Genomic DNA, 21,213 nt, shown 5'->3' on the forward strand with positions numbered 1-21,213 from the left:
ACATCAAAATGATAAATAAAAAAATTCTTATCAATGATAAAACTCTATACGTCTTAAACTTCACTTTCTGTCAAAAATCTTTACATACCTGTATATTTAGCATAACAGGGAATGAACCACGATTTTGCCACATTCCAAAACCAGCAAGGTAGGCCGTCATTGCATGTCAACTCCCCTTCACTTCCATGATCACCCCTAGTGTTGGATGGATGGTTACAGGAAGAGGGAACGTTTCAGTGGCGATCTCGTGGTTGAGCGCCCTCATCTCCCAAAGCAGGTAAGCTTAGCGGGCCGAGGCCGAAACTCTCTCGATATCCCTGCATCAAAGACCGGTCGGAGATGGGCTCGCCATCACGGCGCCGGCCGAAGAACCAGCATCCGCCCGCCGCATCCGCGCCGTTGGGCAGCCACCGGTCGAAACGCCGGAGGATTGGCGTCGCCATCAGCGACACCGCCCGCGCCCCCGCCCGCCACCAGTTCCGGGAAGAGACGGAGAGCAGCACACTCTGCAGCGCCCAGGCCGCGACGCTGCCGGTGCCCATCGCGACGCCGGCCGCCACCTCGTCGAAGTGACGGAAGAGGCGGCGATGGCCGATCGGCGTGAAGCGCGTGAAGTCGTAGGCGCCCATATGCACGGGCTGCAGGAAGGGCGTCACCGCATGGATGTATCCACCCGGCGCCAGGACGCGATGGAACTCCGTCACGCAGCGCTGCGGATCCGCCACGTGCTCCAGCACCGCGACCGCCACCACCAGATCGAAGCTCGCATCCGGGAAAGGCAGGTCATGCGCGTCGGCGATGGTGTCGACGCCAGGCGCGAAGGCGACGTCGGTCTGGATGACGCAATCGCCCGGCCTGCCCAGCCGCAGGCCGCCCGAGCCCACGACGAGGACGCGCGGGTCCTGATGGAGGCGCGCGACATAGGCCAGCGCGTCGTCCTGACCCGGATGCCGGATGGACGAAGGCGCCTCGGCGAGGCGCCGCATCCACCGCCGCCAGAGCCGCCGCGGGCCGCTCGCGCGATCCGCGGCCCGCCCATAGGCCGCGCCCTCATAGCCAGGCCCTTCCGTGTAGTCGGCCACGGCGAAGACGGACCGCTCGTCATGGATGAGCACCGGGATGCCGCTGATCACCGGATAGGACTTGCCGCAATGCGTGCAGAATAGCGTCGACGCCCCTGGCATGAGAGGCTGGCCGTCGCCGGGGCAATGCAGCGGGATCCCGCGCAGGGAGGCCGGGTTCGGCCGGCCGGTGCCACCATCCATCAGGCGATCTCCCTGCCATCCAGGAGGACGGCGTAGGACTGGAACATCGCCTCCTGGTCGAACTCCCGCTCCGCGCGGGCACGATTGGCCTCGCCGACGGCCAGGCGCAGCGCCGTATCCACCAGCAGGGCGTGCAGCGCCGCGGCGAAGGCGACATCGCTCAGCGCCGAGACCTGCCCCAGATTCTCGGGCGCCAGCATGGCGCGGACGTCGCCCACATCGGTCGTGGCCACGGCCAGGCCGCTCGCCATCGCCTCGAGGATCGAGAAGGGCATCTGCTCCGTGCTCGACGACAGGGCGAAGAGGTCGAAGGCGCGATAGGCCGCGGCGGGATCGGGCATGGCGCCCACGAACCGCACGCGATCCCCGAGGCCCAACTCCTCCGCGAGGCTTTCGAGCGATGGCCGCTGCGGGCCGTCGCCAATGATGGCGAGGCGGAACGGCGTTCCGGACTTCATCACCAAGGCACAGGCGCGCAGAAGCCGGTCGAGCGCCTTTTCGGGCCGCAGGGCCGCGACCGTCCCGATGACCGGCCCCTCGCCCGGAATGTCGAGCGGCGCCACCGGCCCGTCGGGGCTGAACCGCGCCAGGTCGATGCCATTGGGAATGTAGCGAAGGGCCCCGGGCGGCAGCCCCCACTCCTCCTGCGCCAGGCGCAGCAGCCGCGTGGAGGGCAGGATCACCGTGCTGCGCCGCAGGGCCCATTGGCGCGCCAGCACGCGGCGGCGCAGCTGCGTCACCGCCTCCTCCGGGCCAAAGCCGTCCTCCATGTGCAGATGGCGGATGCCAGGCGGCAGGCGATTGGCGATCGCCCATTCCATGCTGCCCCAATTGCCGGTCACCAGCACATCCGGTCGCCATTCGCGCAGCAACTGCCAGATGCGCCAGATCCGCTGCGGCATCGTGCAGCGGGAGAGGTCGGGCGCGGGGATCATGGTCAGGGGCACGCCCGTCCCGATCCGCTCGGCGCAGGCATCGTCGCCGTTCAACGAGAGCACGCCGTGCCGCCAGCGCCCCTGGAACCGGTTGGCGAGCGCGGCGAAGCGGACCTGCGCGCCGCCGACGGCGAAGCTCGGCAGGACGTGAAGCACGCGCGGCACGTCGAAACGGCTTGCGAGTTCCTGCATCAGGCCGGGTCCCGTCGGCAGATCCATCACGGACGTCCCGCGAGCGGCAGGCGCGCGCGGCGCGGCCGTCCGCGACCGAGCGCCGCGATCTCGGCCTCCGCGATGGCCACCACGCGGCGCGCATTGCCCTCCCAGGTCAGGTCGCGGCGCAGCACCTCCCCGCGGGCGGCGGCGCCCAGGCGCGCGCGCAGCCCGGCCGAGGAGGCCAGCCGATGCACCGCCTGCCAGAGCCCGCGCGGATCCCTGGGGTCGAAGAGCAGCGCCGTTCGCCCCTCCTCCAGCACCTCGCGGATATTGGGCTGGTCGGGCGCCACGATCGCACGCCCGGCGGCCATGTACTCGAAGACCTTCAGCGGCGAGGCATAGGGCACCGAGGCCGGCTGCAGGGCCACGTCGAAGCCCGCGACGAGGGCCGGGATGCGCTCGCGCTCGGCCAAGCCGGTGAAGCTCACGCGGTCGGCGATGCCGAGCTCCCGCGCCTGGCGCTCCAGGCTCGCCCGCGCCGGCCCGTCGCCGACCACGACGAGCGAGAGCGCCGGCGGCCCCTGCCACTCGGCCATGCCGCGCAGAACGCCGTCCAGCCCGTGCCAGTCGCGCACGAAGCCCACGAAGCCGAGCACGAGCGGGTCACGCTCCGCGATCGCCGGCGGTTCGGGAAATTCGTCGAGATGGATGCCGTTCGGAACCACGGCGATGCGCTCCCGCGCGACGCCGCCCGCCAGCAGCCGGCCGGCCAGCACCTCGGTCACGGGCAATGCGCGATGGGCGCCCCGCCAGGCCAGCCGCTCGATCCAGGCGGCGAGGCGCGGCAGGCCCAGACCGCCGAAGCGCGCCCGTTCCTCCGCCAGCGGCGCATTGACCTCCAGCAGCAGCGGGATGTCCCGCAGCCAGGACACGATGCGCCCGGCCAGATGGTAGAGATTGGCCCTTTCGTAGATCACGTCGGGCTGGAATTCGGCCGCCGCGCGCGCGAGGCGCCAGGTGGCCGGCAGCGCATAGGCGAGCTCCGCCAGCTCGGCGACGCCGCGCGGCAGGGCTCGGCGGAGGCGGCCGACCCAGGGGCTGTCCCCGCCCAGCTGCGCCTGGTCGTAGCTCGCGGGACCGACGAGGCGCACCTCGTGGCCCTGGGCGCGCAACGCGCCGACCATGGCGTCCAGATGCACGCCCTGCCCGTCGCGCGAGGCGATGCGGTGGCTGTAGAGGATCTTCATGCGCCGCGTCCCAGCAAGGTCGAAAGCCGGTGCCGCGCCACCGCGGCGAGCCCGGCCGGATGCCAGGCATGCGCCAGGACCGCGCCCATGCGCTGCCGGCGGCGCGAGGCCCAGAGGCGCTTATAGGCATCGTCGCCCCGGCCGAAATCGAGCTCCCGCACGCCGTCGCGCTCGATGAGGCTCCGGATCATGAGGGCGGTCAGCGCGGTGCCGGGCGAGGCGCCGCGCGCGGCCTCGACATGGCAGAGCTTCAGCACCCAGGCGCGCCCGCCCGAGACCAGCCAGTATTGGGCGGCCACCGCGCGGCCGTCCGGCTCGCGCAGCAGGCCGAGGCGCAGCACGCCCTGCCCCGCCGCCGCGCGCATCAGCACGGCATCGAAGCCCGGCGAGGGTTCCGGCGGCTTCCAGCTCGCCGCGCGCACCTCTTCATAGGCGGCGATGCCCGTGCCCAGGGCGGTGCCCGGCGCGTCCAGCAGCTCGAAGCGGAAATCCCGTGCGGCGCGGCGCAGCTTGCGCTGGATGGTGTTGCGCAGCTCCGAAGGCCGGTCGGCCAGGTAGCTCGCCCAGCCGGTATCGGCCGCCAGCGGCTCGTGCCAATTGCCGAAATGGCGATAGGCCAGGACCGAGATGCCTGCCTCGGCGACGCCTTCCAGGAAGGCCTCCAGGCCCGGCGCGGCGGGATCCATCGCCTCCAGCCGCAGCGGCGGCCGGCCGCGCAGCCAGGCGCCGAAGCCGCGCCCGGCGCCATGCACCGTCGCTTCCTCGCCGGACGCCGGAAGCGGCCGCCATTCGAGCGTATAGGGCGTCGTGAGGGAACCGAGCGGGCCGGGCCCACGCCGCAGCGGCACCAGGGCCGCGCCGTCGCCGATCACGGCGAGCTCCGCCGCCGCATTCCGGGGCAGTGCCTGGGCGAGCGTGGCGTCGTACCAAAGGCGCGAGGCGAAGATGTCGCCGCCATCGACCGGCGCCAGGAAGGGCTCCGCCCAATCGGGCATGGCGCGGAGCGGCGCCCCATGCAGCCGGACGGACGAGGCCGGAAGCGCGCGCCTCGCCCTCTCCTTCGCCCTGGGGGCCATCGGAAGCGCCGGCTGCTTTTCCGCCGCCATGCTCAAGACACGGCCTTTGCGCTGGCAGGCGCCGTCCGGTCGGGCAGAGGCGGGGGTGTCATGCGGCAGCGTCCTCGATCTTTCGGCAGGAATGGGACGTGTGCAGGAAGCAAGATGTGAGCCACCTGAATTCAACTGGAATGCCAGCGACTTGGCGCGAGTTGCGCGGCGGGCGCGGCGGATCCGTAAATTTTGCCGACACCCCCTCTGCCGGGTCGTCCCGCAGCATGTAGACGAGCCGGCCGAGCCATTCGCGCAGGGCGAACCAACTTTCGGCCATGCGGTCCGGCCGGGGCGCGAGGTCGGACCAGCTGCCTCGCGGCCGGTCCTCGATCCGGACGGGCCGTGCGTAGACGGGGAAGCCGGCCCGCCCGAAGGCCTCCATCGCCCGCGCCATGTGCCAGGAATGCGTAACGAGGAGCGCCGCGCCCATCCCGCTCTCCCGCAGCATGGCGGCCGAGAGCAGCGCGTTGTCGCGGGTGTCCCGCGCGCGCGGCTCGACCCAGCGCACCGGGATGAGGAAATCGTCCTTCAGGCTGCGCGCCATCAGGGTCGCGAGCGGCGGCTCGCCGGGGCCGAGGACCCCTCCGGTGACCAGGATGGGCAGGCCTGTCGCGCGATGCAGAGCGGCCCCGGCGCGCAGACGCTCCAGCGTGAGCGACCCCGGCTCGTCGCCCGCCCGGCCATGCGCGACGTCGCCGCCCAGGATGATGATCGCCGTGGCATCGCCGGCCGGCTGGTTCATCGGCACCCCACGCTCCAGCGAGGCGATGAGCAGCCCCGCGACCAGCGGCGTCGCCATCGCGAAGAGGCCGAGCGCGCAGATGGCGGCGAGGAGCCCCGCCCAGGCGGCGCCCCGCCAGGCCAGCAGCCCGCAGAGCAGGATCAGCCCGGCCAGCAGCAAGGGCGGCAGCAGGAGCGCCGGCAACAGGCCCTGGAGAACGGCCATCACCCCATTCACTGGGCGGCCATCGGGACGCGCGCCGCCTCGCCGAAGCGGACGTCCCGCCAGCTTCCGAAGCGGCCGCCGACCTCGCCGGAGAAGAAGCTGTAGAATTCGTCGAGCCAGACGAGGAAGCGCGTCAGATCCTCGGCGCTTCGCACATAGGGCGTGTTGCCCGGCACCAGCGAGGGCGTGTGGTAGGTCACCACGAAGACGCGATGGCCCTCGGCCAGCATATGGCGCGTCAGGCGCCGCGCCTCGTCGATCGTCATGCCCTCGGGGCTCAGGCGGATGCGCTCCATCAGTCCGAGGCGCGACATGGCCCCCGAGACGTGCATCCGCTGCATCCGTGGGTGCAGCACCAGCGGCGCGACCCGCGTCGCCTGCGAGAGCCGGCCCACCAGCGCGGCGGAGACGGGGATCTCCATCAGCGTCTTCTCGCGGTCCGCCCAATAGGGGCGCGCGGAAAGCCAGGGCCGCATCACGCCCTCGGGCGGCCAGCAGGGGGTGACGCTGCTGTCGGCGGCATAGCCGAGGGATTTCAGGATATCGCCCGTGCGCGGGCCGGCGCCGAAGCGCCCGGTGCGGAAGATGCGGGGCGCCTCGCCGAAGGTGTCGCCCAGCACCTGCGTGAGGCGGCGTGCCTTGGCGAGCTCCAGCTCCACCGGCAGGTTGCCGGCGTAGCTGTTACGCTCGCCCAGCGGCTCGTCGAAGGGAGGCGTGACCCAGGGATGCAGCTGCGCCCCGATCTCGCAGGCGCCGTCGCGAAGCAGGTCCTGCAGCGGTTCCCGCCCCGCATCCTGCGCCGCGACGGGATAATCCGTGAGATAGAGCGGCACCACGCCGTGGCGCTCGAAGATGCGATGCGCCCGCCATTGCATCCCCATGGAGGTCACGTCCGTCGCGTCGCGACGGAAGGGGGCGGACCAGTCGAAGGCCTCCTCCGCATCCACCATGGTCACCAGCAGCGGGCGCGCATCGCGAGCCACCGGTGCCGGCGAATGGAAGCGCGTATCGAAGATCGAGGCGCCGCTGCCCAGCCCGGTCGCCTTCCTCTGCTCCAGATGCGAGGCCGCCGGGGCCCGGGCGCCATAGATGCGCAGATAGGTCGCGGCCACGTTGCCCATGCCGAAGCGCTCCGTGGCGAGTTGCTTCGCCGCCGCGCCGATGCGCGCCCGTGCCGCCGTGTCGCGCAGCAGCCCGTCGACGGCCGCGACGTAGCGGTCGGCATCGTCGAAGAGGAAGCCGGTGCGCCCCTCGATCACGAAGCCGTCATTGACCTGCGGCAGGCGGCGCACGACCACCGGCAGGCCATGCGCCATCGCCTCGGGCACCACCGTGCCGAAACCCTCGAGATGCGAGGCGAAGACGAGGAGGTCCGAGGCCGCGAACCAGGGATGGGGATCGGCCTGCTCGCCCGCCAGATGGACGCGCTCCTCGATGCCGGCCATGCGCGCGGCCCCGGTCAGCGCGTGAAGATGGTCGGGCTCCAGCACCGGCCCGACGAGCACCAGATGGGCGCGCGGATGCGAGGCGAGGATGCGCGGCATGGCCTCGACCAGGAAGAGCGGATCCTTCCGCGCGCAAAGCCCGCCAACGAAGAGAAGGACAGGGTCCTCCGCGCCGATGCCGAGCCGCAGGCGCAGGCGCGCGCGCGTCCCCGGCGCGGTCTCGGGAATGGTGATCCCGCAGGGCACGAGATGGCAGCGCTCCGGATCGGCGAGGCCCTTCGTCTCGTTCATGAGCTTGGGGCTGATGCTGACGAAGGCGTCGAAGAGCCTGAAGCCCGCCGTCGCGAGCCGCCGCAGGCTGGACCGATACTGGCCGACCAGCACCGGCAGGCTGTCGTCGAGCGTGGCCGAGAGCACGAGGCGGCGGCGCATCAGCCGCGCCAGCGCGTAGCTCACGAAGTACCAGTCCGCATGCGTGCGGAAATGCACCGTGTCGTAGCGGTGCAGGTTGCGGAGGAACCAGGCGGCCAGGGCGGTCTGCCTACGCCAGGTGCCGACCGGTTTCGACGACAGGTAGATCACGCGCTCCAGCGTCGAGCAGGCGGCCATCTCCTGCGCCGGCTGCGGCGTGTGCGTGACCAGGAGGTCGTGCGCGATGCCCGGCTCGATCTCCTGCATGACCGCGCTCGATCGTTCGAGGAAGACGCCTTCCCCCGTGAAGGCCGGGCGATAGTATTTGAGCACGTGGAGCACGCGGCGCGGGCCAGGGCGTTCAGCGGTCATGGCACAGGTTTCGCTTGCGGTGGCGGAGGATCGGCGGGCAGATGGCCAGGTGAATATCGCGGTCTCCCGGCATCACAGCCTCGATGGACTGGAAGCGCTCTGGCGGGGATTGGAGCCGGAAGTGCCGGGCCTTTCCTTCTTCCGCAGCTGGAGCTGGGTCGGATGCCTGATCGAGGAACGCTTCCCAGATCCGCTGGTGCTGAAGGCGATGCAGGGCGGGCGCCTGATGGGCCTGGCGCTGTTCAACCGGCGCGGCGGCCGGCTCTGCCTGGGCGAGAGCGGCGATGCCGCGCTGGACGCGCCCTTCGTCGAGCATAACGGCCCGCTGACCCTGGGCACGCCCGACATCGGCCGGGCCCTGCTGCAGGCCGCGGTGGACACGCGCGGCATCCGCCGCCTCATCCTCGGTGGCGTTCCGGCCGAGGTGCTGGCCCTGGCGCCGGGCATCGCGCTCCGTCGTCAGGAAAGGCTCGCGCCCCGCCTGGATCTGGAAGCGGTGCGCGCGGCGGGCGGCGATCCGCTGGCGCGGCTCAGCGCCAATGCGCGGCAGCAGATCCGTCGATCCGCCCGGCGCTACGGTCGGCTCGCGCTTCGTCGCGCGGAGACGGTGCCCGAGGCGCTGGCGGTCTTCGCCGAGATGGTCGAGCTGCACGGGCGGAGCTGGCGCGCGCGCGGCAAGCCGGGCGCCTTCGCCTCCCCCTTCATGCGGCGCTTCCACGAGGCGCTGATCGCCCGCGCGATGCCGCGGGGCGAGGTGGACCTGCTGCGCATCGAAGGCGACGGAGGTCTCGTCGGAATCCTTTACAACTTCCGCCTGGGCGGCCGCGTCTCGGCCTATCAGAGCGGTTTCGACCTCGCCGGCGCCGGCCCGCACGGCAAGCCCGGCCTGACGTGCCACAGCCTCGCCATCGCGCGCGCCGCCGAAGCCGGGGAGGCCGTCTATGATTTCCTGGGTGGCGCCGATCGCTACAAGCTCACCCTCGCACAGGAAAGCGAGGCGCTGTTCTGGGCGGAGATGGTGCCGGCCCGATCGATCGAGGGCCTGGGCGTGCGGGCGATGGAATTCCTTCGTCATCCCGGCCTCGCGGCCAGGAGGCGCGGCTCCAGCTCCGAAGGCGACGGCTCCGGGCGGGCCTGACGCATGAGCGCCAGCGCGAGGCGCGCGAAGGGATCGCGCTGCAGGGCTGGCGTGCGTGCCTCCGGATCGGCGGCGATCCAGTCCAGGACCATGCGGTCCGCGTCTTCCGGCAGGCTCGGGAAGCCGCCGGCATAGATGAGCTCGCGCAGCGCCGCCGTCTGCAGGCGTCCCCTGCCCTGCTGCAGCATCCGGCGGGCGACGCGGCGCACGTCCCGGCAGCGCCAGGGCGCGGCGGGCGGCACGGTCCAGCTGGCCTCCCCCTCCACCACGACGCGCTCGGTCACCCAGCCGCCGCCCAGGGCGTCGAGGTCGTGCATCACCAACGAGCCGATCAGCCCGTCGCCGCGATAGAGGTTCCGCGGCAGCCGGATGCCGGCGGCGACCAGGCGCTCGACGAACTCGCCGCGCAGCATGAAGAGCGAGCCGTGCAGGCCCGGATAGTCGAGCATCTGCTGGCGCAGCGCGGCCGCGCTCCGTCCCGTGCGGGGAACCGCCGCCGCGGCCAGCGCGTCCGGCCGCCGCCGCAGCGCCGCGGCCAGGCGGTCCAGCGCCGGCGGCTCCACCTCGGCATAGCCGTCGATCATCGCGTAATGCGCGGCCGAAGGGCGCAGCTGATGGAGGAAGAGGTTCATGGCATGCGACTTGTCGCCATAGGCGATGTCGTAGATGGCGCCGGCCAGCCCCTCCTTCTCCATGACCCTTTCGGCGACGGCGGCCGATCCGTCGGTCGTGCCGTTCAGCAGCAGGGTGACGTGCAGCCGCGGCGCGGCCTCGCAGCGCGCCAGGGCGCGGAGGCAGGGGCCGATCCGCTCCGCCTCGTTGCGGGCGAAGACGGCGACGGCGCAGAGCCCGGCCTCCGTGGCGTCCGCGCGCCTCGTCAGGGGCATGCCAACCTCGCCCATCAGCTCGCCTCGAGCTGATGGCGCAGACGCAGGCGCAGGCGTCCGATGATCCGCCGCAGGAGACCCAGCAGATCGGCCTCGGCTCCCGGAGGGCGGCCGGCCAAGGCCCAAAGGAAGCCGAGCGTTCCGATATAGACGAGCGCGCCCAGCGACACGCCGGCTGCGAGCTGCTCAGTCGCCAGCAGGGTCGAGGGCTCCGGCGGGGCCCAGCCGAGCCCGACCTCCCAGAGCAGGCCCGCCATCGCGCCGGAGGCCAGCACGGGGCGCCACAGCACCGGCACCAGCCGCACCGCCTGCAGGCGCAGCAGGCGGAAGGCGAAGACGACCAGCATCAGATGCTCGGCCAGCACCGCGCCCGCCACCGCGAGCGCCGCGCCCGTGACGCCAAAGGCCGGCGTCAGCAGCAGTAGCAGGCCCACGCGCAGCGTGGCGGCCGAGACGGTCACGCCGAACAGCCGGCTGAGCCGGGCATGCGCGTTGAGCATCGCCGCGCTCACATTGCCGAGCGGCGTCAGCACGCTCGCGACGCCCAGCACCGCGACCACCGGCACCGCCGCCAGCCAGGCATAGCCGAAGGCGAGCACCACCACGGGCGCAGCGACGAGCGAGATGCCGATGCCGGCCGGGAGGGTCAGCGCCAGCAGCAGCGCGAGGATCCTGAGATAGTCGGCGCCGCCGCCGTCCTCGCCCTCGCGGCGGCTGGCGGCGAAGCCCGGCATGCAGGCGCGGCATATGGGGTCCACGAGCTCCGTGGCCGCCAGGGTCGAGACCTCGACGCCGACCGTGTAGACGCCGACCGGCGTCGGCCCCAGGACGCGGCCGATGACGAGGCTGTCGGCCCGGTCCTTGACAACGGAGGCCACGCTGAGCGCCCAGCTCCAGGCCGAGATGCCGGCGAATTCGCGCCAGGCCGCGAGCGACAGCCGCGGCCGGTAGGGATGCAGCACGTAGCTCATCGCCACGACCCCCAGGCGGTTCACGAAGATGCCGATGACCAGCGCCCAGTGGTTGCGCAGGATGAAGGCCAGCGCGATCGTCGCCGTCATCCCGGCGAGGCGCGGCAGGATCTGCATGACGAATTCGCGCTCGAAGCGCAGCTCGCGCCGGAAATCGACGGCGCCGATATTGGCGAGGCCGGAGAGCAGCGCCGAGATCGCCAGGGCGAAAAGCACCTCCTCCAGCCGGAGGTCGCCGAAGAAGCGGGCGGCGGGCGCCGCGGCGATCGCCACCAGCCCGCCGACGACGGCCCCGCGCAGCAGGTTGATCGTGAAGGCCGTGTCGTAGAGCTGGCGCGTCGGCCGGTCGGCGCGGATGATCTGCTCCTCCACGCCAAGGGCGAGGCAGATGTCCAGCGAGACCGCGAAGGCCGCGGCCAGCGCCACCAGCCCGAAATCGCTCGGCGCCAGCAGGCGAACCAGCGCCAGCGTGCTGCCGAGGCCGAGAAGCCGCGTCGACATGCGCCAGGCCACGACCCAGCCGGCGCCGCGCGCCGTTCTTCGAAGGATGCTGTCGTCCTCGCCCGCCATGCTCAGCCCCGGATGAGCTGGGACTGGGCCAGCATCGGCGCCTGGCCATGGCCGCTCAGGAAGCCTTCCAGCACCAGCAGCTGCCACAGCGCCTGCGAATGATCGCCGCGCTCGGCCTCATGGGCGTCGATCAGGGCGTTCACGGCCGAGGGGTCGATGAGGCCGGAATCCCGCATGGCCTCGCCGCCCAGCCGCGCGCGGAGGCTGCCCGCCTGGACGCGGAACTGCCGCCCGATCGAGGCGGCGAAGCCCTGCTTCGTGCCTTGCAGCACCTCGGCCGGCAGATAGGGCGCCATCGCCTGGCGCAGCACCTGCTTGCCCACGCCCCCCTGCAGCTTCAGCCCGGCTGGCAAGGCAAGGCCCCAGGCCACGAGCTCATGCGCCAGCAGCGGCGGCCTCGTCTCGAGCGAGGAGGCCATGCTGGTGCGGTCGAGCTTGGTCAGGATGTCGCCCGGCAGATAGGTGTGCAGATCGGCGTATTGGGCCTGCAGCAGCGGATCGTCCGGATCGCACTCGCCCATCAGGGCCAGGAAGCGGTCCGACGGGTCGTAGCCGTCCACCGCCGAGCGCATCGAGACCGAGAGCAGGCGGCGCCGGGCGTCGAACTGGATCTTGGACAGCATCCGGTAGTAGCCGAGCGCGCTGTCCAGGCTGAGCTCGGTGAAGGTGCTGCGCGCCCGCAGCCAGCGCGGGGCCCAGTGCATCGCGGGATAGGCCGCGGCCAGGCCGCGGAACATGCGCCGCCGCACGCCCGGAGGCAGCCGCCGCCGGACGCCGTCGGCCAGGCTGTGGAAGCGGTAGCGGCGATAGCCGGCGAAAACCTCGTCACCCCCGTCGCCGGACAGCGCGACCTTCACGTGCCGGCGGGCCAGGGCGCAGACCGCCATGGTGGGAACGGCGGAATGGTCGCCGAAGGGCTGCCCGAAGATCCGCGCCTGCTCGGCCGCCATCTCCACATAATCGGCGGTGCCGCTCTGCGCGCGGTGGCGCGTGCCGAGCTGCCAGGCGACGCGCGCGGCCACCGGCCGTTCGTCGGCCCCGTCCTCGAAGCCGATGGTGAAGGTGGAGATGCCGGCCATGGCACGGGCGGCCATGGCCGTGACGGCGCCGGAATCGAGCCCACCCGAGAGGAAGCTGCCGAGCGGGACGTCGGCCATCAGCCGGTCGCGCACCGCGATATCCAGGCGGGCGGCCAGCTCCCCGGCCGCATCGGCCGGCGCGGCCACGGCGGCGGTGGGCGCGCGCCAGTAGCGGATGGTGGTCGCCTCGGCCTCGCCGCGGCGCAGCAGCAGCGCGTGGGCCGGCGGCAGGGTCCGCACATCGGCATAGATAGTGGCGGGATCGGGCACGTAGCCGAGGGCCAGGAAGTCATCCAGGGCGGCCGGGTCGATCCGGCCCGAGACGCCCGGGACTGTGAGCAGCGCCGGAATCTCCGAGGCGAAGGCCCAGCCGCCATCGGGCAGGCGGGCGTAATGGAGCGGCTTCTCCCCGAGGCGATCGCGTGCCAGCAGCAGCTGGCCCTGGTCGGCGTCCCAGAGCGCGAAAGCGAACATGCCGTCGAGATGGCGCAGGACATCCACGCCCCATTCCCGCCAGCCATGCAGGATGGCCTCCGTGTCCGAGCGCGTGCGGAAGCGATGGCCGAGCGCACCGAGCTCGCGCCGGAGCGCCCCGTGGTTGTAGATCTCGCCATTGAAGGTGATGACGACGCGCCCGTCCTCCGTCGCCATGGGCTGGGCGCCGCCGGCGAGATCGACGATGGCGAGGCGGCGATGCACGAAGCCGAGATGCTGCTCGGCATGCAGGCCCTCGCCGTCCGGCCCGCGATGGCGCAGACGATCCGCCATGCGCCTCAGCGTGGCCGGGTCGGGCTCCGCCGGGCGGAAGGCGTGAAACAGGCCCGCGATACCGCACATGTTACTATCTCCAGGGACATCGGATGGGCAGATTTATTATTCACATGGGAGAATTTTGTTATTCTCACCGACAGACAACTTCAGAACGGAAAGGCGAATTCATCGGACTTCGCGGAGTAATTTCGAGTATCAGGATTTGTCTTGGCGAATCCGCGAAGCGCCTGCACCGTCATCGCCGAGAGCAAGTGATGGAGATGGCGCCGTGCTGAGGTCGGCCGGGCGTCGCCCGATGAATCCCGGCGCGCAGGGCCAGGCATGACCAGACGCAACCGCTGGTCGTGGCGGGTCTCGATCGTGGTGATCCTGCTGCTGTCCGCGACGCTCTGGCTCGCGCTCGCGCGGCTCCTGCGAGCGCTGCTGGGCTGAGACCAGCCGCCCTGTTGCGCGTCAGGCATTGCGGGAGGCCGGCCCCAACGCGGAGGCCATCGCCCCCACGGAGACCAGCGTCGGCGCGCCCGACCCCATCCACGCCAGCACCCGCACCAGCCCTGCCTCGATCGCCATGGGCGGCGGCAGCGCCAGGGCGGCGCGAGCGCGGAGCGTCGATCCGACGGAATGCCGGATATCGCCCGCGCGCGAAGGCCGGAACTCGATGGCGGCGCGGGAACCGGCGGCCGCGGCGATCAGCTGCGCCAGCTTCCTCACGCTCGTCGCGCGTCCGGTGCAGACGTTGAAGACGGGGGCGGCGGTGCTGGCCGCGCCCATGCCGGCCAGCAGGGCCGCCACCACGTCGGTCACGAAAACGAAGTCCCGCGTCTGGGCGCCGTCGCCATAGATGACGATCCCATCGCCGCGCGACAGGCGCTCGCAGAAAATGGAAATCACGCCGGAATAGGGCGATCCGGGATCCTGTCGCGGCCCGAACACGTTGAAGAACCGCAGCCCCAGCGTGGGAATGCCATGGACCGCGCCCGCCACGCGCGCATGCAGCTCGCAGCCGAGCTTGTCCGCCCCATAGGCCGATAGCGGCCCGGGCGCCGCATCCTCGCCGAGAGGAACGGAGGCCGGCGCGCCGTAGATCGCCGCCGAGGAGGCATAGACGACCGGAACCGGCCGCCCGCGCTGCGCCGCCGCGACCCGCGCGGCCTCCAGCACCGTGATCGTGCCGGTGAGGTTCGTCCGATGGGTCGCCAGCCAGGCCTCCGTGCCGCGCTGGACGGAGGCGATCGCGGCGAGGTGGAAGCAGGCGTCCACGCCGACCATCGCACGGGTGACATCTTCTGGATTGTCCACGCTGCCGATCACGAGCGTCGCCCCGGGTGCCAGATTGTCCAGCGAACCCGTCGAGAGGTCGTCGAGCACACGAACCTCGTGTCCCTGCGCCAACAACGCTTCGCAAAGATGCGATCCGATGAAGCCGCAGCCGCCGGTAACCAACAGCTGACCCATGATGCCGGAACTCCTTCCGGGCCGGAGAGGACCACCGGCCCGGTATCGCATCAAGTATAAAATCGTCTATTTCTCGTTTTTTACTTACCATTCTATAAAGTTTAGGCAAATTTACGTTTATATAAAATTTGATTTACCATAAATATACAGAATATGTTGCGCTATTCATTTACAATGAAGGCGAATCCCGACTAGGTTCCCGACCACTATCGAACCCCAGTGACTTGGGAGCCCGCGGATGCAGACCAGCATCATCTGCCCCGTCTTCAACACGGCCCCATCCCTGCTCACCGCCGCCGCCAGCTCCCTCCTCGATGACCGGTCCCCCTTTCTCCGGCAGCTCATCCTGGTGGACGATGCGTCGGACCGGCCGGATACGCTGAGCGCCCTCGACGCCCTCGCCGCGGCGGATCCGCGCGTCCTGCTGGTCCATGCGCCACGCAACCTGGGCCCCGCCGGCGCCCGCAACCTCGGCCTCGCCGCCGCGACCGAGGAATGGGTCGGCTTCCTGGATGCGGATGATGTCTGGCTTCCCGAGCAGCCCGCGCGTCTGCGGCGCCTGGCCGCGGCGCATCCCGAGGCCAGCTGGTTCGGCGTCAGCCACCGGCTGATCGACCCCAATGGCTCCTGGCGGCCGGCCCGACGCCTGACCTGCCCGGTGGCCAAAAGCCTCGGTGGGGGCGTGCTCCGCTTCGAGGCGCCCGCCCTCACCCGGATCCTGCTCAGCGACTTTTTGCTGCACCTTGGCGCCATGGTCGTCCGCCGCGCGTTGGTGAAGCAGGTCGGCGGTTTCGCCGAGGGGCTCTGCTACTTCGAGGACTTTCTCTTCATGGCCAAGCTCTCCACCCTCACCCCGCTCTTCTACCTGGGCGTCGACGGATATGGATGGCGCCGCGGGGGCGAGAGCCTCGTCACCAATCCGCGCCGCCTGGACCTGTCCTCGCTGCGCATGCATCGCATCGCCGCGCGCGACCCGGCGCTGCGCGACTACCGGCGCGAGATCCGGTGGGCGCGCTACAGCGCCATCAAGGGCCTGGCCGTCAACAACCTGCTGGCCGGCCGCCGCCGGCGTGCCCTGGCCATCGCGGTGCGCGGATGGACCATCGACCCGCGCGAGGTGCGCGACCTCCTGCTCTTCCTCCGCCTCTGGCTGCGGGGATCGGAGGAGGCCGGCGCCGCCTACAGCTCGACGGAGCGCTTCGGGGCGCGCGGCGCATGAGGGCGGCGATCTCCCCCGGCCTGAAGGACCTCGCGATCCGCGCGGCCTGCGCGGCCTGCGCCACCTATCTCCAGCGGATGCCGGGCCAGCTCGGCAAGGTTCCGCTTTGGGATCGGGTGGTGACGCGGCACCTGCTCTGGCGGCAGCTGGACATCGAGGCCCGCTCCAGCTTCGGCGCACGCTTCGCCGGCAGCTTCCCCGACAGCGTGCACGGCTTCCTCTATTTCTTCGGCGTCTGGGAGCCGGCGATCACCGCGCTCTACCGCGCCGCGCTGCGGCCGGGCGACACGGTGGTGGATATCGGCGCCAATGTCGGCACCCACGCGCTGCTCGCCGCCCATCTCGTCGGGCCGGAAGGGCAGGTCCATGCGGTGGAGGCCTCGCCCTGGATCCATGCGCGGCTGCGACAGAACCTCGAGACCAACCGCGTGCGCAACGTGACGACCTACAACATGGCGGCCACGGCCGAGCCCGGCGAGGTCACGGTCTTCCTGCACGACGGCACGAATCTCGGCGGGACCACCATCGTCGCGAGCGAGGCGGCGCGCGTGGGCGCTGCGCGGGAGGCCGTGGTGGAGGGCCGACCGATCGCCGACATCGTGCCGTTGGAGGCGCTGCTGGCCGCGCGCCTCATCAAGATCGACGTGGAGGGCGCGGAATGGCTCGTGCTCCAGGGCATGCGGGACCTGCTGCCGAGGCTCCGCCAGGAGGTGGAGATCCTGGTCGAGGTGAATCCCGGAGCGCTCGCGCAGTTCGGTGCCTCGCTGGAGGACTTCCTCGCACCCTTCAAGGCGGCTGGCTTCGAGCCCTTCGAGATCGCGAATCCCTATGAAGGCCGTTTCTACATCGAACGGCCGGCTCCTTTCTGCCGGCCGCTCGGCGGGAGCTCCGGCACGCTCGATCTCGGATTCCGGCGCCCCTAGCGATGATGGCCTCACTCCGCATCAGCGTCATCATTCCCACCTTCAATCGCGCCGCCCTGCTGAGGGAGACCCTGCGCCACGTGCTCGCGCAGACCTCCCCGGCGGAGGAGGTGATCGTCGTGGATGACGGCTCCACCGACGGCACGGCCGAGATGGTGGCCGCGGATTTCGCCCCCCAGGTGACGGTCCTCCGCATCGCGAATGCCGGCGACCTCGCCGCGCGGAACCACGGGCTTTCCGTCGCGACGGGCGATCTCGTCGCTTTCTGCGACAGCGACGATCTCTGGGACGCCGGCTTCCTGGCGGAGATGCGCGGCATCTGGCGACGGGAGCCCGGCCTCCGCGTGGCCTATGCGAATTTCCGCATCCTGGCCGAGACTGCTGACCAAAAGGACGACAAGTTCGGCGACGCGCCGCCCGGCTTCTGGGAGGGAATGCGCGAGCTCGGAGAGGACCAGGCCGTCTTCGACCGGCCGATCGTCGACCGGCTGGTCCGCTTCCAGCCCTTCTTCCCCTCCTGCATGGTCGCCGACCGCGAGTTCCTGCTCTCGATCGGCGGATGGGATGAAAGCGTGGGCCGCGTGGTCGGGACCGATTTCGCGACCGTCCTGCTCCTCGGCGAGCATGCGCCCTTCGGGGTCATCCGGCGGCCGCTGGTCAGCATCCGCAAGCACGAGGCGAATTACTCGGGCGACGTGCAGACCATGAACCTGGGCGACGCCGCCATCCTCGAGCATGTACTGGCGCGGCGGCCCACCCTGCGCCCCCTGGCGCGGGAGATCACGGAGAGCATCGCGCGTCGCCGGCGCGAGGCCTTCGACATCGCCTTCGCCCGCCACGACTTCGAAGCCGTCCTCGCCATCGACGCGATGCTCGGCGCTTCCGGACGAAGCGCGTCCCAGCGCGTGAAGGCGATGGTCGCGCGGTGGCCGCCCCCGTTCAGCGGCCTGGCGGCGGCCTCCCTGCTGCGACTCGGCAGCTGGCGCGCCGGGACGTCATCGGCAGGCTGAGCGCGCGGCCTCGCGCGGCACGATGTTCAGGATCGGGTCGCGGCGGAACGCCTCCTGATGGGTGAAGGGCGCGCCCGCATTGCGCAGCCAGTGCCAGGCGGCCCGGGCCTGATCGTCACCCGTCACATCCGAGAGCATGGCCAGGGAGGCGAGGGCGAGCTGCGCATAATCGCCCTCCGTCTTCGACCAGCCATTGCCGTTGGAGAGGTTGCGGCCGCGCGTCGCCTGGCCGATCTCGGTCCAGCTGCGCAGCGGCGCGCTGGCATTGGCATCGGCATTGACCGCGATCAGATAGGCCGCGCCGTCATGCGGGGCGAAACCGCGCCGCTCGGACAGGAAGCGCCCGGTCAGGAAATTGCCCATCCATCGCAGCACCGCGCCGGCATCCGCATTGCCGCGCCGCGCCGCCGCCGCGGCGGCGAAGGCGAAGTAGTCCTGCTGCCAGGGCGGCAGGAGGCCGGGAACGCCATATTCCCCCGGGATCCAGCCATGCGCCTCACCCTGCGCCGTGGTCCAGGCCGGGAGGCGGGAGCGCACCCAGGCCCAGTTGGCCGCGGCGGTGGCCTGCAGCCAGGGCTTCATGGGATCGTCGTCCGGCGTGGCCCAGGCCGCGCCGTCCAGCTGTCGCAGCGACCAGGCGGCGCCGCGCACCTGGTTGTTGCGCACGACATTCACGCCTTCCGCCACGCCCGGACGGTCCGGCGTGCCACGCGTGCCGGTCCATTGCCCCAGGACGGACCAGGAGGACTGGGCCTGCAGCTCGTCGAGGAAGGCCCGCCGGCCGGTCAGAAGGTAGGGCACGGTCGAGAGATCGGGCTGATGCGCGCTGTCGAGCGTCCAGCCCGTATCGGCGGCGATGGGCTGCCGCAGCCCGCCGGGCGGCGGTCCGCCCCGCGCATCGGTCCAAAGGCGCGGCCAGCGCCGCGTATCCATCCAGCCACCGTCCCAGAAGTGCCAGGGAATGGCGCCGGCGGCCTCCGCCTGGCCGCTGGCGAAGGCGGCGGCGCGGGCATCGCCCGTCTGCAGCCAGATCGCCTGGGATTGCGTGACGGGGCCGATATCCGGGCGGGCGCCCGTCTGCGTCATGGTCTGCGCGATGAGGCGCGGATCCAGCGGCCGCGCCCAGGCCGGGGAGCGCGTGGCCTCGCCCAGCGTCGCGAGGAGGGCGGGCGACACGCCGGTCGAAAGGTCGTAGCGCGGTACGGCGCCCGTCTCGGCAAGATAGGCCGCATCATGCCGGACGTGGGGCGGTGCCGGCCCCGTGCCCGCCAGGCGGCCCCAGCCGGTATACTGATGCTGCCGCGCGATCTGCGCACGCAGGACCTCCCGCCCATCCAGCGCCAGCCGCATCGAATAGGTCACGGGCCCGCCGCCCGCGCTCATGGCGCCGTCATTGCGCAGCCAGGGCTCGACCCAGAGGCTGCCATCGGCCCGGATCGCGAGATCCGCGACGAGCCGGAGGGAGGTGACGCCCAGATGCGTCAGCGGCACCGAGACCCGCGCCTGCGCTGCCAGCGGGCCGGACTGCCAGGGTCGCGCATCGGGGGCGGCCAAGGCCGTCCGCAACAGCTCGACGAGGTCGATCCGGCGGTCGCCGACCCAGAGCTCGGCGCGGTGCGTGCCCATGAGCGCGGGCGCATCGAGCCGGCCGCCCGGCGCGCTGTCGCGCGTCAGCACGACGCCCTGCCTGGCCCCGGCCGCGAGCGCCGGCGCCGCCAGCGCCATCACGGCGAAGCGCACCGAGCCGTCGGGATGGCGGGCCTTCACGTCGCATTGCGCGACCATGGGTCGGCCGTCGGCGAGACGGGCGCCGGCCGTGGCACCGCGCGGCAGATCGCCGGGCCGGAAGCACTGGCCGAAGACGACCACCGTATTGGCGGGCGCGCCCGTGCCCTCCAGCAGAAGGCCCACGACATCGCCCGGCCGGGTGGGGCACGGAAGCGCCGCACCGCCGGATTGCGCCATGGCGCAGGCCGGCAGCACCGGCAGGGCGGCGAGCGCCAGGGCCGCGCGGCGCCTCATGCCAGCACCCGGCGGAAGAGGGCGATCTGGCCCGCCGTCGTCGCATCCCAGCCGAAGCGCTCGGCATAGGCACGGGTAGCCGCGCGCGAGGGCGGGGCCGCCAGCAGGGCACGGACCGCGGTGGCGATGGTGTCCGGCGTTGTCTCGTCCAGCACCATCCCGGCCTCCGGCGCGGCCACGGCCTCGCGGCTGCCCCAGGCGGGGCTGGCGATGACGGGCGTTCCGCAGGCCATCGCCTCGAGCAGGACATTCGCCCAGCCTTCGCGGCTGGAGGCGAGGATCATCACGTCGGCGGCGTTGTAGAAGCGCGGCAGATCCTCATGCGCCTGCAGACCGGCGAAGCGGACGCGATCCGCCACGCCGAGGCGCCGGGCCAGCCCCTCCAGCGCCGCACGCTCCGGCCCCTCGCCCACCACGACCAACTGATGGCCGGGCAGCGCGGGCAGCGCACCGATGACGAGGTCATGCCCCTTGCGGGGGATGAGATGGCCGATGGTGAGCAAGGTCGGCATCGCCGAGGGAATGCGCGCCACCGCCGGGCGGAAGGCATGGAGGTCCACGCCGTTGCGCAGGACCGTCACCTTCTCCGGTGGTGCGCCGAGCTCCACAAGGCCGCCCTTCAGCCCCTCGCTTACGGCGATGAGCGCCGCAGCCTCCCGCATCGCCTCCTGGATCAGGCGGCGCGGCAGCGCGTATCGCGGCAGCTGGCTGGTGTCCGAGCCGCGGGCGGTGATCACCACGGGAAGGCCGAATTCGCGGCCGAGGCGGATGGCCGCGACGCCATCCGGATAGAGATAATGCGCGTCGATCGCGTCGAAGCGGGCGCCCTCCGCCCAGAGGCGCCGCAGGACACGGCGGGCGGCGGCCAGCACGGCCAGGGGCGCGGTGTACATCCCGAGCCCGGGCGGAGCCAGGAAGCGGGGATGGTGCACGGTGATCCCATGCCGCGTCTCGCAGGCCGGCACCGACCTGCCCCGCCCCGGGAACCAGGGCACGGGCGCCAGCACCTCGGCCCGGGCCTCACCGCCGGCGAGAAGATGCCGGAGGCGATTCTCGACGAAGACGCCATGATGCGGCCGCGCCGGGCTTGGGTAGAGGGTGCTGAAGGTCAGCAGTCGCAGCGGCGCGGGCGCGCCAGCCGCGGGCGCGGGCTTCGGCGGCCTGACGGGCGCCGTCCGGGTTGCCGACATCAGGCTTCTCCTCGCGCATGTCGAAGGGCCACCAGTAGCGGTCCTCCGCGCCCGGGTTGCGCGCCGCCCAGACGGCTAGCCAGGCCATGCCG

At 71.5% G+C, this 21,213-nt stretch carries 16 protein-coding genes; 4 read left to right on the top strand and 12 right to left on the bottom strand.

The window, feature by feature from the left end:
- Window positions 1-233: 233 nt before the first annotated feature.
- The 6 genes from KHU32_RS13800 to KHU32_RS13825 form a co-directional block, all read right to left on the bottom strand.
- A complete protein-coding gene (locus tag KHU32_RS13800; RefSeq protein ID WP_213670657.1) occupies window positions 234-1,265 on the bottom strand; it encodes a methyltransferase domain-containing protein in 1,032 nt (343 codons plus the stop codon).
- Window positions 1,265-2,419 carry a glycosyltransferase gene (locus tag KHU32_RS13805; protein ID WP_213670658.1) on the bottom strand — a complete coding sequence of 385 codons (1,155 nt, stop codon included), beginning with the start codon at window positions 2,417-2,419 and terminating at the stop codon, window positions 1,265-1,267. The genes KHU32_RS13800 and KHU32_RS13805 overlap by 1 nt, the downstream gene beginning before the upstream one ends.
- The gene (locus KHU32_RS13810) at window positions 2,419-3,603 is read right to left on the bottom strand and encodes a glycosyltransferase family 4 protein (protein ID WP_213670659.1); all 1,185 of its coding nucleotides are present in this window, start codon (window positions 3,601-3,603) and stop codon (window positions 2,419-2,421) included. The genes KHU32_RS13805 and KHU32_RS13810 overlap by 1 nt, the downstream gene beginning before the upstream one ends.
- Window positions 3,600-4,598, bottom strand: a complete 999-nt coding sequence (locus KHU32_RS13815) for a GNAT family N-acetyltransferase (protein WP_213670660.1) — start codon at window positions 4,596-4,598, stop codon at window positions 3,600-3,602. The genes KHU32_RS13810 and KHU32_RS13815 overlap by 4 nt, the downstream gene beginning before the upstream one ends.
- Before the next feature lie 169 nt (window positions 4,599-4,767).
- Window positions 4,768-5,658: a YdcF family protein gene (locus KHU32_RS13820; RefSeq protein ID WP_213670661.1), complete on the bottom strand. Its 891-nt coding sequence runs from the start codon at window positions 5,656-5,658 to the stop codon at window positions 4,768-4,770.
- An 8-nt stretch (window positions 5,659-5,666) separates the two neighbouring features.
- Window positions 5,667-7,886, bottom strand: coding sequence for a glycosyltransferase (locus KHU32_RS13825; RefSeq protein WP_213670662.1), 2,220 nt, complete (start codon window positions 7,884-7,886; stop codon window positions 5,667-5,669).
- Here KHU32_RS13825 and KHU32_RS13830 point away from each other — a divergent pair.
- Window positions 7,885-9,024 (top strand): GNAT family N-acetyltransferase, encoded by a 1,140-nt coding sequence (locus KHU32_RS13830; RefSeq protein ID WP_213670663.1) that lies wholly within the window; start codon window positions 7,885-7,887, stop codon window positions 9,022-9,024. The genes KHU32_RS13825 and KHU32_RS13830 overlap by 2 nt on opposite strands.
- On the opposite strand, the gene KHU32_RS13835 is transcribed toward KHU32_RS13830, so the two are convergent.
- The 4 genes from KHU32_RS13835 to KHU32_RS13850 form a co-directional block, all read right to left on the bottom strand.
- Window positions 8,958-9,911: a glycosyltransferase family protein gene (locus KHU32_RS13835; RefSeq protein WP_213670664.1), complete on the bottom strand. Its 954-nt coding sequence runs from the start codon at window positions 9,909-9,911 to the stop codon at window positions 8,958-8,960. The two genes, KHU32_RS13830 and KHU32_RS13835, sit on opposite strands and share 67 nt — an antisense overlap.
- Before the next feature lie 14 nt (window positions 9,912-9,925).
- A complete protein-coding gene (locus KHU32_RS13840; protein ID WP_213670665.1) occupies window positions 9,926-11,452 on the bottom strand; it encodes an oligosaccharide flippase family protein in 1,527 nt (508 codons plus the stop codon).
- A 2-nt stretch (window positions 11,453-11,454) separates the two neighbouring features.
- A complete protein-coding gene (asnB, locus tag KHU32_RS13845) occupies window positions 11,455-13,368 on the bottom strand; it encodes an asparagine synthase (glutamine-hydrolyzing) (protein WP_213670666.1) in 1,914 nt (637 codons plus the stop codon).
- A 387-nt stretch (window positions 13,369-13,755) separates the two neighbouring features.
- On the bottom strand, window positions 13,756-14,757 hold the full coding sequence (locus KHU32_RS13850; protein ID WP_213670667.1) for an NAD-dependent epimerase/dehydratase family protein: 1,002 nt from the start codon (window positions 14,755-14,757) through the stop codon (window positions 13,756-13,758).
- Between the two features lie 238 nt (window positions 14,758-14,995).
- Between KHU32_RS13850 and KHU32_RS13855 the strand changes: the two genes are divergently transcribed.
- The 3 genes from KHU32_RS13855 to KHU32_RS13865 are packed head-to-tail and all read left to right on the top strand — an operon-like array spanning window position 14,996 to window position 17,909.
- The gene (locus KHU32_RS13855; RefSeq protein WP_213670668.1) at window positions 14,996-15,976 is read left to right on the top strand and encodes a glycosyltransferase family 2 protein; all 981 of its coding nucleotides are present in this window, start codon (window positions 14,996-14,998) and stop codon (window positions 15,974-15,976) included.
- Window positions 15,973-16,899, top strand: coding sequence for an FkbM family methyltransferase (locus KHU32_RS13860; protein WP_213670669.1), 927 nt, complete (start codon window positions 15,973-15,975; stop codon window positions 16,897-16,899). Before KHU32_RS13855 ends, KHU32_RS13860 begins: the two co-directional genes overlap by 4 nt.
- Window positions 16,900-16,901: 2 nt before the next feature.
- Entirely contained in the window at window positions 16,902-17,909 is a 1,008-nt protein-coding gene (locus KHU32_RS13865; RefSeq protein WP_213670670.1) for a glycosyltransferase family 2 protein, read from the top strand.
- On the opposite strand, the gene KHU32_RS13870 is transcribed toward KHU32_RS13865, so the two are convergent.
- On the bottom strand, window positions 17,895-19,931 hold the full coding sequence (locus KHU32_RS13870; protein WP_213670671.1) for a hypothetical protein: 2,037 nt from the start codon (window positions 19,929-19,931) through the stop codon (window positions 17,895-17,897). The genes KHU32_RS13865 and KHU32_RS13870 overlap by 15 nt on opposite strands.
- Complete coding sequence (locus KHU32_RS13875) at window positions 19,928-21,121, bottom strand: glycosyltransferase family 4 protein (protein WP_213670672.1); 1,194 nt, start codon at window positions 21,119-21,121, stop codon at window positions 19,928-19,930. Before KHU32_RS13875 ends, KHU32_RS13870 begins: the two co-directional genes overlap by 4 nt.
- Between the last annotated feature and the right edge of the window lie 92 nt (window positions 21,122-21,213).

Source organism: Roseococcus pinisoli (assembly GCF_018413645.1).
Lineage (GTDB): Bacteria > Pseudomonadota > Alphaproteobacteria > Acetobacterales > Acetobacteraceae > Roseococcus > Roseococcus pinisoli.

Bases quoted from the DNA above. Each gene is read 5' to 3' on its own strand.
- KHU32_RS13800 (WP_213670657.1), bottom strand. From the start codon at position 1,265: ATGGATGGTGGCACCGGCCGGCCGAACCCGGCCTCCCTGCGCGGGATC.
- KHU32_RS13805 (WP_213670658.1), bottom strand. From the start codon at position 2,419: ATGGATCTGCCGACGGGACCCGGCCTGATGCAGGAACTCGCAAGCCGT.
- KHU32_RS13810 (WP_213670659.1), bottom strand. From the start codon at position 3,603: ATGAAGATCCTCTACAGCCACCGCATCGCCTCGCGCGACGGGCAGGGC.
- KHU32_RS13815 (WP_213670660.1), bottom strand. From the start codon at position 4,598: ATGCCCGATTGGGCGGAGCCCTTCCTGGCGCCGGTCGATGGCGGCGAC.
- KHU32_RS13820 (WP_213670661.1), bottom strand. From the start codon at position 5,658: ATGGCCGTTCTCCAGGGCCTGTTGCCGGCGCTCCTGCTGCCGCCCTTG.
- KHU32_RS13830 (WP_213670663.1), top strand. From the start codon at position 7,885: ATGGCACAGGTTTCGCTTGCGGTGGCGGAGGATCGGCGGGCAGATGGC.
- KHU32_RS13825 (WP_213670662.1), bottom strand. From the start codon at position 7,886: ATGACCGCTGAACGCCCTGGCCCGCGCCGCGTGCTCCACGTGCTCAAA.
- KHU32_RS13835 (WP_213670664.1), bottom strand. From the start codon at position 9,911: ATGCCCCTGACGAGGCGCGCGGACGCCACGGAGGCCGGGCTCTGCGCC.
- KHU32_RS13840 (WP_213670665.1), bottom strand. From the start codon at position 11,452: ATGGCGGGCGAGGACGACAGCATCCTTCGAAGAACGGCGCGCGGCGCC.
- asnB (WP_213670666.1), bottom strand. From the start codon at position 13,368: ATGTGCGGTATCGCGGGCCTGTTTCACGCCTTCCGCCCGGCGGAGCCC.
- KHU32_RS13850 (WP_213670667.1), bottom strand. From the start codon at position 14,757: ATGGGTCAGCTGTTGGTTACCGGCGGCTGCGGCTTCATCGGATCGCAT.
- KHU32_RS13855 (WP_213670668.1), top strand. From the start codon at position 14,996: ATGCAGACCAGCATCATCTGCCCCGTCTTCAACACGGCCCCATCCCTG.
- KHU32_RS13860 (WP_213670669.1), top strand. From the start codon at position 15,973: ATGAGGGCGGCGATCTCCCCCGGCCTGAAGGACCTCGCGATCCGCGCG.
- KHU32_RS13865 (WP_213670670.1), top strand. From the start codon at position 16,902: ATGATGGCCTCACTCCGCATCAGCGTCATCATTCCCACCTTCAATCGC.
- KHU32_RS13870 (WP_213670671.1), bottom strand. From the start codon at position 19,931: ATGAGGCGCCGCGCGGCCCTGGCGCTCGCCGCCCTGCCGGTGCTGCCG.
- KHU32_RS13875 (WP_213670672.1), bottom strand. From the start codon at position 21,121: ATGTCGGCAACCCGGACGGCGCCCGTCAGGCCGCCGAAGCCCGCGCCC.